Source organism: Deferribacter abyssi (assembly GCF_049472655.1).
GTDB lineage: Bacteria > Chrysiogenota > Deferribacteres > Deferribacterales > Deferribacteraceae > Deferribacter > Deferribacter abyssi.
Map to the genome: position 1 here is coordinate 1 of NZ_JAQNCS010000028.1, position 12,718 is coordinate 12,718.

A 12,718-nucleotide genomic window follows, 5' to 3' on the forward strand; every position below is an offset into this window, starting at 1 on the left:
AATGACAAAATTAACCAAACAAAGAGAACTTTGAAGTGCTAACCAACTTGTGCAATGTCCTTTTATCATAATATTATTTATTGCAAAAATCGAAATCTAAGTATATACTATGTATATACAATATGTAAAAAAGAGGTAATGATATGGCAATAATCCAAAAATGGGGAAATTCTCAAGGAATCAGAATACCTAAAAGATATCTAAGAAAAATCGGGCTTGATGTGGGAGATGTAATTGAAATTGAAATAAAAGGTAACAATTTAATTCTCAAACCGGTGAAATCGATTAAAAGACCTAAAATCAGTATTTATGACCTTTTTGAAAAAAATAGAGATTACCAAACTGAAGAATATGACTGGCAAAAACCACTAGGAAAAGAAGTATGGTAAAAAGATATGTTCCTGAAAAAGGTGATATCGTTCACCTTGATTTTAATCCTACTCTGGGGCATGAACAAAAGGGAAAAAGATATGCTGTTGTGATCAGCCATTCTTATTTTAATCTAAAGACAGGAATGAGTTTCGTGATACCGATTACTTCAAAAATTAAGAATTATCCAACTCATATTATCATTGAGGAAGGCAAGATAAATGGAGTTGCAATGGTGGATCAAATGAGAAGTATAGATTACAAAGCAAGAAATGCACAGTTTGTACAAAAGCTATCCGACAGCAAAATGGAAGAAATCTTAGACATAATCGAATCAATAGTTTTTACGGAAGAATAGATACCTGTCATGCTAACTAATTAATAGTTCATTTATATCAGATGTAATAAGTGTAAATTTTTGTATGTAAAATATCTACTAACACAATTACATTTCTATCCAAAGATGCTTTTTCAATATATTCCTTGTTCCGGAATACGGAATGTTAACAGAATTTTTTTATAAAAGCATGGTTAGGAGTTACATCTGAAAATATTAATCAAGGTATTAAAAGGTGGGTCATTTTTTGTGAAAAAAACAGAATAGTTTTATTTGAAAATTTAAGGGGATAAAATATCCGAATTTTTCCGATTAACTAAAACAGTTTTTATTTTTAATACAATAAAATTATCTTTAGGCTGAGAGTTTATTTAAATTGTGTGTTATACTTCTAAAAATTTTAATTTTATATGCGACAAGATATGACGTAAAACATATTTATATGTTAATATATAGAAAGGAGGATATCATGAAGCAAGGTATAAAAATTATTAATTTTAAGGAAATGTATGAATTTTTAGTTTTCTTGTTAGTAAAAGCTTATCCAGAGATTCATAAAGACAAAATTATAGATGAATTGAATGATTATACAATTATAGGAATTTGTAACTGCATATCTAATGAAAATACTTATCTTTATGATAATATTTGTGGTTCTTTTTATTTAAAATCGCTTTCAGATAAAAAAGGAGTATTTGAAAGCGATGACTGGGTCTTGTTTAATTCTAATATCGGACTTTTCATTTTTCATACTAATGAAAAAGGGCACTTAAAAGAATGTGAATTTTTTTACAGAGCCGAGTATTATCCAGTATTTTTTCTAGATATCGTTAAAAAATTTACAAGTAAATCATATTTTAACATTTTCTTAAAATGTCTGGATTATAATAATGTAAAATATAGGAATTTAGATTATTTAAAAAATGAATTTCGTGTTTCTGATATAAATGTGATAGATGTTGAATAAATTATTCAGTATTTTGTGGGTTTTGATGAGGCATAACTTGTTGTATTTAAATACTAAACTGGAGTCACCCCATTTTTTGCAAAACCTGTTTAAATGAGTTTAAGGATGTTAAACAATGTATGAACACATTATTAAGATGAATTATCACATACTTATAACATATTGATAATAAATAGATTGCTTCGCTTGCGCTCGCAATGACGAATATGTTTACGTCACCAGCGAAGGAACGATAGTGACGAAGCAATCTCACAATCATGTTACCAGCGATGAGCGGTAGCGACGAAGCAATCTCATTCACTTCACACAAAAAGATTGCTTAGACTAAGAAATATTGTGTAAAATAAATAAATGATTGGTTATATGAATATAAGTTGGAAGAAATGAATAAGCTATTTACTGCATTAAGATTGATAAAATTACTAAATGAACGAAAAAAAATAAATTCAAAAATAGTGGCAGAAGAATTAGAAGTCAGTATAAGAACGGCTCAACGATATTTATTAGAACTACAAATTTTACCTGGTGTTATTTATGATGAAAAAACTAAAACTTATAGTTTATTAGACCATTATAAATTTGAAGGTACATTATTATCTCAGACTGAATTATCTTATCTAAATGCATTGTTTGATTTTATTACAAAATATACAAACGAATCTACCACTGAATATTTGATAAATTTAAAAAAGAAGATTTTTCATTTAAACACTCTGTCGTCACCTATAAACTTTTTGTATGTGGATACTATACCATTTGAGACTATTGCCCCTACCATAACTAAATTAGAACAATCAATTAGAGAAAAGAAAGTGGTTCGGTTTTATTATAAACGATATAAAAAAGAATATACGGTAAAGCCATATAAAATCCTGTTATCAGAAGGGTTTTGGTATTTAGTGGGTGAGCATGATGATGTTTTAAAGAAGTTTTTAGTTGATCAGATTGAGAAGCTTAATTTATTGGATAGTTTTTTCGTACCAAAAATGGATATTGATAAGCTTTTAAACTCAGCAAATAATATTTGGTTTTCGGAAGATGAAAAAGATGATGTTGTTATAAAAGTTGATAAAATTGTTGCTGATTATTTTAGAAGGAAAAAATGTTTAACAGGACAGATTATAGAATCTGATTTAGAAGATGGACTTGTAGTAAGATTTACTGTTTTTAATGATTCTGATTTTATTTATCAAATAATTCGCTGGGCACCGTACATAGAAGTTATTTCACCAAAGAAATATAAAGAAGTCCTGAGAAAATATTTAATAAATTCACTTAGAAAAATATCAGACGACATAAACTGACGCTTATTGGGATTATAATAATTATAAAACTGACATTAGAGGTATTCATGAAGCATGATTTCCTTATTTAAAGGGTACATCGCTTTGGTTATCCTTAATTTTAGCTATTAAAGAGTTGTTTGTTTTTTTAATAGAAAATTAGTAGAGGTAGTGAAGCAAGTTGCAATTAGAATTTAAAATGAAATTTATTAAAACAGCATATGTTATTTTAAACTAATAGATGAAATTATGCTATAATTATTTTTGGTGGGGCAATGAGGGTGGGTAACTTTTGTTAAGTGGGATGTAAAGAGGGTTAAACATGAGTGATAAAGAATCAAATCAATTTATTAATAGCTTATGTATTGAAGCTTCGGCAGGATCGGGCAAGACTTATCAGCTTGCTAAAAGATTTATTCATTTACTAACATTATACTTACAATCTAAAAAATCAAATGTTAGCAGGAAAACCTGCGAAGTATCTAATCCAGGAATAGATGATGAATTTTTATATCCTGTTTCAATTGGCTCTATTGTTGCGATCACATTTACTAATAAAGCAGCAGCTGAGATGAAAGAAAGAGTAATACTGTTTTTAAAAAAATTAGCAGGTATTTATAAAGATAGTAAATTTGATAAGACTAATTTTAATGTTGAAGAAAGAGATGCTTTAGCATTGTTAGTAGATATAATAAAAAATCATAGTGATTTTAATATCACTACAATTGATTCATTTATGAATAGAATTTTAAAAGCATTTGCAATCGATTTAAAGATTTATCCCGATTACGAAATTACTTTTGATAGGGATGAAATTTTTCAACTTGCAATAGATGATCTTATTACAGATCCAAGTAATTTTAACGATTTACTCAATTTTCTTAATAGTCTTTTATATTTGGAATATAAGGGTATGAACGCAGAATATATCATTAGGCAGGGAATTGAGAAGTTTAGAGATGTAGATATCCCTGATAATTTATTAATTTTTGATGATTTATGTGACAGATTCCAAGTAACTGCAAAGAATTTAAGAGAAATAAAAACAGAAATAGAGAATTGTGTAGAAAACAATATATCTTTTATTGAAAGTTTCGTCGAAGATAACAAAGCCACATTTGACGGACGAAAAATAAAGAAATTTAAGAATTTAAATTTCGACAAAGTGGTTGATAGGTATAGTGGCTTTAAAGAAATTGTCGAAGCTAATTCTTTATTAGAATTGTTTGGTAAAAATAAATTTTTAGATAGTTCAAAAGAAAGCGAGTTTATTTCTAAATTAAAAGAATGTGTTGTAGCTGTCGAAAAATATCTTTTACTAAAACATGTGTATGAAACTAACTCTGTAGCTGTTCAGTTAAGAAAGTTTAGGCAGAAAGAAACAGAGATTAAGTCATTTTTAAATATTGTTGATGGGAGTAGGATAGCTAAAGATGTAAGTGATATTTTACTAAAGGATTCAGGTGTCAGTTATGCTTTTTGTAGGTTAGGGGAAAGGATATCACATTATTTGATTGACGAGTTTCAGGATACATCGAAGGAACAGTTTGATGCTATATACCACCTAATTGAAAATGCCGTTGCAGAAGGTGGTTCATTATTTATAGTTGGTGATAAAAAGCAGGCAATATATGCGTGGAGAGGCGGAGATTATACAATATTTGATGAAGTACTTGGGAAAAACAACTTGAGAATAGCACAAGATTATATCAACACGAATTACCGTTCTTCTAAAAATGTAGTTGAAGTTAATAATAAGATTTTTGATGTTAACAATATCTTTAACAATGATTTTAACGATGTATTAGATAACCAATATAAGAATCTTTTGGCTGATAAGTTAAAACAAGCCATCGAAGATATTTACAAAAAATCATCGCAAAACAACTATATTGATTCAGAGGGGTATGTAGAAATTAATTTAAGAGAAATGAATGATGACAGCAGTGAATCTATTGAAGAAGATTTTTATCATCATGAATTTAAAAATATTCTAAGCAAGCTACTTTACGACAAAAAAATTAAACCATCTGATATAATGATTTTATTAAGAAGTAAGAAGAATATTGATAAAGTGGTAGAGTGGGTAAGAAAGGATTTTCCAGAGATTCCGTTTATTACAGAAGATTCTCTTGTACTATTAAATAATTTTGAAATTAAAAAAATTCTTTTGTTATTGTCAGCCGTTATTTATTCAAATGATGATAGTTACAAATCTGCTTTGAAGATAGTAGGTGTAGAACCAGCTATTGTTAGTGAAATAGAGGAAGATGTAAACTTATTATCACCATATGAAGTTTTTTGTAAATTAATGAGTTTGGATATTTTTGATGTAGACAACAATAGATTGTATTTTGATAGATTATTAGAAGAAGTTTTGAAATTGACCGAGTCCCAAAAGAGTTTGGAAGATATATTAGAGTATTTTTATAATAATAAAGATATAACAATTACTATTAGCGAGGATTTGGATGCCTTAAAGATAATGACAATCCATAAAGCAAAAGGACTTGAAAGTTATACAGTAATTATTCCCTTTTATGACTGGAGTCTATACGATACTAAAAATATAACAATTTATGATAGTGTAAACATTTCGTCTTTGACACAAAATGACGAATATGTGTTTGTTAAAATCAGTGGTGATTTAAAAGATATTTTACCGGATGCTAAGGAAAAATATTTTGAGCACGTAAAGACAAAATTTATAGAGTCTCTTAATCTTATGTATGTCGCCAACACAAGAGCGAAAGAAAATTTATTTATACTAGGCGCTTACAAGCTTACAAAAGAAGGTAAATACGGTAAAACAATTACTGCGGCAAATTTATTACATATGATTTTAAATAAAATAAAAGAGAGTGATAACCTTGAATATCCTTACATAGTTGGAGATTTGAAAAGTGAAAGTCAACAAGATAAGTCGAAAGAAGCTCATTATAACTATAAATTAAAAATAAATTCTACTTTTAGGGAATTTTTAAAAGTTTATCCAGAAAATTACTTTTTAAATCTTACTCCTACTGAAAAATTATTGGGTGAGTTATATCACATGGCTATGTCATATATTGGAAAGATAGAAGAAAATGATGATTTAGATAGTATAATAAAAAATGCTTATGACAAAGCATCTAAAATTCTTAAATATAAGAATGAGATTGTAATAGATTTGATGAAAAGAACATTAATTGATTTAAGGAATTATTATTATGAAATAGATAATTATTGGAATGAAAAAGAACTTGTTGATAGACAAGGGAGAATTTTCAGACTCGACAGGTTAGTAAAGAAAGGTGATTATTATTACATAATTGATTTTAAAACAGGAGAAAAAGAACATAAGCATGATTCACAGCTAAGAGATTATATGAAGTTTTTTAATAATGCTAAAGGTGTTATTTATTATACAGAAACGGGAGAGATTGTGAGTGTCAGTTAAAGTATATAAAATTGATATAGGTTTTAATTTTATCAATTATATTGCGTTACAACTGAATAAACTAAAGAAAGATTATAGAAAAATAATTTTCATTTCAGCAAATAGGCGTCCAATTAGATTTATTGAAAAAACGATAGATTTGGATACTGCTCTTAGGGTTGATTTTTATACAATAGAAGATTTTGTTAAAGATATTGTAATAAATTATTCTGATGAAATACCGACCGTACATAGTAAACTGGAAAGAGAAATATATTTTTTAGAGTTGATACAGAAAATTCCTGAACTTTATGAAAAGCTGGGTGGTAATGATGTAAAAGTTTTTCCGTGGGCTAAGAGGTTATCAAAGTTGTTTGATGAAATTGATAAACAGCTATTAGGAGATAAACTAAAAGATTTTTACTATGTGGAGGCATTGGATGAGGCAAAAGAGATATTAGAGAATTTAAAAAGTTTATATAGAAAGTACGAAAAAGATTATAAGAATTTTACATATAATGGTAATATTTTTAAAAGGGCCTCAGATTTAACTTCTACAGATAAGTTTCATGATGAATTCAGAGATACTTTATTTATTTTCAGTGGGCTGATTTATCTATCAAATTCAGAGTTAAAAATGATGAAAAATATTTCTGAAACTGCCGATATTTACTTTTTTGTTCAAACAGATTTGCAAGAAAGGGAAGATGAAACACTTGGTTTTGATACGTTTAAAATAGTAGATAATCTCATAATGAAATTAAACAAATATGTTAAGAGCGATATTGAAGAAATTAAAGATGATAAAAATACAGCAGAGACTGAATTTTATTTTTATCAGTTTCCTGATACTCATTCTGAGGCAGCTGAAATATTTAAGATAGTTAGAGATAAATATAGGGCTTCTGATGATAAAAAATCACCTGAAAAATTAGCAGTAGTTTTGCCTGATGCAAGGACACTTTTTCCATTGTTGGCTTATTTTGATAAAAATGATGATTTGCATATAAATATATCAATGGGATATCCTTTTGGAAATACAGATGTGGGGATGTTTTTAGATTCTTTATTCCATGTGCTCATTGATATGGATAGAAGATATAAAACTACAAGCAGTTATATTGTGGATTCAAAACTGCTGCTTAGGTTATTAAATTCAAATATACTTAATTTATTTAAAAATGAGATTGTAAGTAGTGCAAACATGTTAAAAGATCAGCTATTTGAAAAACAATCTTCAACCTACAAGTTTGAAGAAAGTGAAGATTTTTTCAGATTATTATTAGTGAAATTTTTAGAAATTAAAGACATTTACTCATTACGAAAGTCTTTTTTAAATTTATTTAATCAGTTTGATAATAAAATCTTACAAAAAGACAAATACAAGTTTACAACACAAATATTGCAGTATTTTTATAATGAAGTAGTTGAAAATCTAAATTTATTGAATTCCGAAAGAAAAGTTGATGTGCTTTTTTCTTATCATTTAATCAAAGAAATAGTTAATGATATGACAATACCTTTTGAAGGGCACCCTCTTGAAGGTATTCAGATAATGGGGATGCTTGAAGCTCGTTTATTATCCTTTGAAAATATAATTATAGCAGATGTAAATGAGGGGGTTCTTCCTGCTGGAGATAAGATAGATCCTTTATTACCTGAGGAAATAAAAGTTGAGCTGGGGCTTACTTCATTTAAAGAAAAAGAGATGTTGATGAGATATAATTTTTTCAGGTTGGTTTATTCAGCTAAAAATGCTTATGTGATGTATAAATCAGGTGCTACGGGTGTAGATAAGTATATAAAAAGTAGATTCGTAGAACAGTTAATTTTATTGAATGAATTAAAAGCTAAAAAAGAGTTTCAAGTATATACCCATGAGTTAGCATTATCCAAGTTTGAAAATATTGACAATAAAATTGCAAAAGATGGAGAAATTAAAGAGCATTTTAAAAAATTATTTAGAGAAGGTAATATTTCACCATCAAGAATAAATTATTATATGCAGTGTCCTTATGCCTATTATTTAAAATATATAAAGGGAGTTAAAGGTAGAATAAAGTTAGATGAAGATTTTGAAGCAGATAAACTTGGGACAATAGTTCATAAATTTTTTGAGGAAAATTTTAAAAATTATTTGGATAAAAGAGTAACAAAAGAAGATTTAGAATATATTTGTAAATCTATAAAGCAAGAAATAGATAATTTACCTGACTATAAATATGTTGATAAAGATGGAAGCATTAAAAGATTTTTAAAAAAATTAGATAATTTTAGAATAAAAGCGTTAAGACTCATATTAAAATATAGAATAGAAACCTACTTTGAAAATATTCTCTATAATCAAAGTGATTTTAAGCTATTAGCATTAGAAAAAGAACTTAATTTTGATTCATTAAAACTACATGGATTTGCTGATAGAATAGATGAAATTGAAAATGGTAAGATAAGAGTAATAGATTATAAAACTGGTACAGGCAAACTTATGCCATACAAAAATAAGGTAGCTATTTTAATAGAAAATAGCTCAGATATTTTAAATAATTATGATGATAAAGTGTTGTGTGAGGTAAGAAGTTGTATAAATTCTGTTCAAATGCATTGCTATATTCTAATGGCAAAAGAAAAATTCAATGCCGAAGTTTTAGCTGAAATACATCATATTGGAGCATCTAAGAAGCATGAGGTAGTTGAAAAGTTATCTGATGAACATATCGAAGATTATAAGAAGCTTATAGAATATATTTTAAATCATATGAAAAATTCTGGATACATTTATGCTTTACCTGATAAACATTGTGAGCATTGTGATTATAATCATTTTTGCAGGTATTTTTAAGGAGGAAAGGAGGAAAAGTGGAAGTAGATTTTAATGATTTTTGGACTGAAAAGGATGATTCAATAAAAATAGATTTTTCTTTTGATCCTTTGGGCGTTATGGTTATTTGGCGTTTGTTTGCGCAGGAAATATTTGGGAACAAGATAACAACTGTGGCAAATAATATGAGATATTACTTAATAAACTTGTTTAATCTGACAACAATTAGAATATTACTAAGAAATGATAAAATAAAAGAAAAATACTTGTGTCAACATTATGATGAAACCAAATTTCGAGATGATTTGATTATATTTTTGGAAAATTTATTTATTTATTGTTCTTCCGAAAAAAACGTAAATCCAGTTCCTGGAGTAGCTAAATATAAGGCATTAAAAGATAAAAAAAAATACATCATATGTTTTGAAGGAAAACCGGAGAAGTATGAGATTCTTACAAGACAACTTCAACTTGGTATTAGCGGTAGATATAAGACACCTTTTAAAGAAATGGGATTAGATTATAATGATATTATAAAAGATAATATTGTAAATGGAAATTGGGAAAAAGCTTCTTTATTAATAGAAGAAAAATATAATAGTTTGATAGAAAAAATTGTAACTTTTCTTGAAGAAAAAGAATTTTCAAGTTGTATTCAGGGAAAAGAAATATCTGATATATGTAGTGAACTTATAAAAGTAAAACTTTTAAACGCTTCAACTATTCCGGATAATCTATCAAATTTTTTATTGAAAAAGATTGGGCTAACTGATGATACTGCTAAAATTTTGTATGATATTGTAAAAGAGTATAAAGATAATGAAGATAAGGATGTAAACGTAAAAGATATATTTGAAGAAGCAGAAGCAAAAACAAATGATGAAAAGATAAAAAATATTATTGCTTTGGAATCTTTTTTAGCTCCCATTCAACATGCATTTGATGGAATAATTGAAACTAATAATGAGGATCTATCAGATTATAAAAAATTAGAAGAAAAACTACCAAATCCCAACATTGAAATAGATATAGGTATTTTGGATAAATCAGAAACTGCTAAAAAAAGATTTTTTAAATTAAAAGAGATTGTTAGAAGTAATGACAAAATTAAAAAATTAATTGAATATCATAACAAAGTTCAGGAAGAAAGAGGATCGCCTGCCTGGGTGTTTGTAGATGAAAACAACAAAATAAATAGAGTAAAGCTTGTTGGTACAAGAACTAAGTTAGAAGATTGGTTGAAGAAATCAGAAAAAGAAAAAAGGTTTGATAGATGGAAGAATGACTACTATATTTCAAGTTTGAAAAGTATAATGGATTCTATGGGAAGTAAATGAAACTATTAAAAAAGTTATCTGAAATAATAGAAAAAATTGAAATTTCACATGCATGGTTTACTACTTTTTCTTTTAGTCCAGCTTTTTTTGAAAAATATGTTTTAGCCAGTCTTTTTAATATAGAGCCAAGTGAGTTAAGACGATTAGAAGATTATGAAGCAATCAATGAGCAATTAAAAACAGTAAATGTAAAAGTATTTTATGATCCGGTTGGTTTGAATGTAACTGAAAGTAAAAAAACAACATGTGATTATATTCCTGTTTATTTTGGGTTAAGAAATTTAGAAAAAATGGAAGGTCTTTTTCATCCAAAAGTGTGTTTTTTATTTGGTACCAATAAGGAAAAGAAAAAAACAACTGCATATTTAATAACAGGTTCTGCCAATCTGACTCATCAAGCCTGGGGAAGAAATAAAGAGACAGTTTTCGTGGATGAAATAGATAAGAAAAATGGAGAGAGAATACATAATTTTTTTACAGAATTTTTTCCTGATACTCAAATGCTTTTACCAAAAGGGTGGTACAATAGCCTGAGAAAAGACAATTCTAATTGGATATTTAGATACATTTTTAAAAATTCTGATAATTTTGATGGGAATAATATTTTATTCAAGGATTTTGTTGAAGAAAAAGAGTTGTATGTGTGGTCTCCTTATATAGATGCAGATATGATTAATTTAAAAAAAGAAATCAATATTTCGGGAAAAATAACTCTAATACCAGGCTTTAAAAATGCTAAGATTATTTTATCAAAAGAGGAGTATAACGAGTTAAGTAAATATTTTCATTTTATGAAGGACGAAAGAAATGATATTGAAACCTTTGTACATGGGAAGTTGTGGTTAAGTGAAACGAAGTTGTGTATTGGTTCATGGAACTTCACCAAAGCAGCGGTTTGTGGGGATAACTTTGAGGCTGGAGTTATTATTGAAGGAAATTTTGCAAGATTTAAAGATGGGTTAAAAGAACTGAAAATTGAAGATAACCATTTTATGACTGAAAATGAGTTGAAAGAAGAGCAATTACCAAAGCCGAATAAAATAAAGTTTGAGTGTACTGTTATTGCTGATTGGTTAAAAAGACAATACGAAATAAAAATCAATACTAATAAAACATTAAAGATAAATTTGCCTGATTCAGAGATAGAAATCAATGGCGAACGTGACAAAATTGTACCTTTTATAAATATAAAAAAGTTGGGTATTAAAAAAATTTACGAAGTGTTTGAAAATGAAAAGAAAGTATTTACCGGATATATTCAAGAAATAAACACTGATTATAGACCTGTTTACGGATATAGTAGTTTAAATGAACTTTTAAATAACTTTTCTTTTGATAAAGATTCAAATAAAAGGCAAGGTGAACGCTATCTCTATGGGGAACACAATGAAGAATCTGGTGATCATTATCAATTAAAAACCGATAATGATTATATTAATTATTATTCATTATTTTATTTGACGGAATCAATGATTATTAAAATAGAAGAAATTGAAACAATAGACCGGAAAGAAGAATTAGAAAAGAAGTTATCGGAAATAGCATATTCTGGGGCAAATAGCGTTGAGCAATTAGTAACTTTAGCAGAAAATTGGATTGAAAATAATATAGATAATAAGCTTGTAATGTGTTGGTTTTTGCAAAATGAAACAAATAAAATAGTTCGAAAAATTAATAATATTATTAAAGATAAAAAGTTGGATTTAAGAGAACTTGATTATGTTAAATTAAATGAAAGCATAAATGATAAATTTGAAAAGATAAATAAAATTAATCAAAAGTGGATTGATTATGTCAGAGCTTGAGACAAAAAAGTTGTTGTCACCTGAGATTGTATCTGAATATATAGCTTTTAATGCTGCAGATAAAAATTATACGTATGATGAAAATGATAAGTCGATGTTTGCTAAACAGTATGAGGGAGTTGCTTACCTTTGGAATCTGCTTGAGACAAAAAATATAGCATTATTAGCAGATGAAGTTGGTACTGGTAAAACATATCAAGCATTAGGGGTATTGATAACACTTTTAAAAATTAAACCCGATGCAAGATGTTTGATTATAGCTCCTCGATATCAAGTTGCAATGAATTGGATAAGAGAGTATTACAATTTTATATCAATACATTATAAGTTATTAGATGACCAAATAAAAAGTAGCATTACTCATTCTGCTATACCGACTATACA

General features: G+C 27.4%; 9 protein-coding genes. All 9 read left to right on the forward strand.

The features are described 5' to 3' along the window. Positions 1-143: 143 nt before the first annotated feature. Entirely contained in the window at positions 144-389 is a 246-nt protein-coding gene (locus OWK30_RS11175) for an AbrB/MazE/SpoVT family DNA-binding domain-containing protein (RefSeq protein ID WP_423326521.1), read from the forward strand. After that, positions 383-727 carry a type II toxin-antitoxin system PemK/MazF family toxin gene (locus tag OWK30_RS11180; protein WP_423326523.1) on the forward strand — a complete coding sequence of 115 codons (345 nt, stop codon included), beginning with the start codon at positions 383-385 and terminating at the stop codon, positions 725-727. Before OWK30_RS11175 ends, OWK30_RS11180 begins: the two co-directional genes overlap by 7 nt. 448 nt (positions 728-1,175) lie before the next feature. After that, entirely contained in the window at positions 1,176-1,673 is a 498-nt protein-coding gene (locus OWK30_RS11185; RefSeq protein ID WP_423326525.1) for a hypothetical protein, read from the forward strand. Positions 1,674-2,056: 383 nt separating this feature from the next. Next, entirely contained in the window at positions 2,057-2,977 is a 921-nt protein-coding gene (locus tag OWK30_RS11190; protein WP_423326527.1) for a helix-turn-helix transcriptional regulator, read from the forward strand. 301 nt (positions 2,978-3,278) lie between these two features. Then, the gene (locus tag OWK30_RS11195) at positions 3,279-6,395 is read left to right on the forward strand and encodes a UvrD-helicase domain-containing protein (protein WP_423326529.1); all 3,117 of its coding nucleotides are present in this window, start codon (positions 3,279-3,281) and stop codon (positions 6,393-6,395) included. After that, positions 6,385-9,213, forward strand: a complete 2,829-nt coding sequence (locus OWK30_RS11200) for a PD-(D/E)XK nuclease family protein (RefSeq protein WP_423326531.1) — start codon at positions 6,385-6,387, stop codon at positions 9,211-9,213. Before OWK30_RS11195 ends, OWK30_RS11200 begins: the two co-directional genes overlap by 11 nt. A gap of 17 nt (positions 9,214-9,230) precedes the next feature. Continuing rightward, positions 9,231-10,529 (forward strand): hypothetical protein, encoded by a 1,299-nt coding sequence (locus OWK30_RS11205; RefSeq protein WP_423326533.1) that lies wholly within the window; start codon positions 9,231-9,233, stop codon positions 10,527-10,529. Then, positions 10,526-12,334 carry a phospholipase D-like domain-containing protein gene (locus OWK30_RS11210; RefSeq protein ID WP_423326535.1) on the forward strand — a complete coding sequence of 603 codons (1,809 nt, stop codon included), beginning with the start codon at positions 10,526-10,528 and terminating at the stop codon, positions 12,332-12,334. The genes OWK30_RS11205 and OWK30_RS11210 overlap by 4 nt, the downstream gene beginning before the upstream one ends. After that, the coding region (locus OWK30_RS11215; RefSeq protein ID WP_423326537.1) for an SNF2-related protein at positions 12,321-12,718 on the forward strand (398 nt) is incomplete at its 3' end. The genes OWK30_RS11210 and OWK30_RS11215, both read left to right, overlap by 14 nt.

What these genes read in the sequence shown, in the direction of transcription:
- OWK30_RS11180 (WP_423326523.1), top strand. Translation starts at nt 383, where the DNA reads ATGGTAAAAAGATATGTTCCTGAAAAAGGTGATATCGTTCACCTTGAT.
- OWK30_RS11210 (WP_423326535.1), top strand. Translation starts at nt 10,526, where the DNA reads ATGAAACTATTAAAAAAGTTATCTGAAATAATAGAAAAAATTGAAATT.
- OWK30_RS11190 (WP_423326527.1), top strand. Translation starts at nt 2,057, where the DNA reads ATGAATAAGCTATTTACTGCATTAAGATTGATAAAATTACTAAATGAA.
- OWK30_RS11195 (WP_423326529.1), top strand. Translation starts at nt 3,279, where the DNA reads ATGAGTGATAAAGAATCAAATCAATTTATTAATAGCTTATGTATTGAA.
- OWK30_RS11185 (WP_423326525.1), top strand. Translation starts at nt 1,176, where the DNA reads ATGAAGCAAGGTATAAAAATTATTAATTTTAAGGAAATGTATGAATTT.
- OWK30_RS11175 (WP_423326521.1), top strand. Translation starts at nt 144, where the DNA reads ATGGCAATAATCCAAAAATGGGGAAATTCTCAAGGAATCAGAATACCT.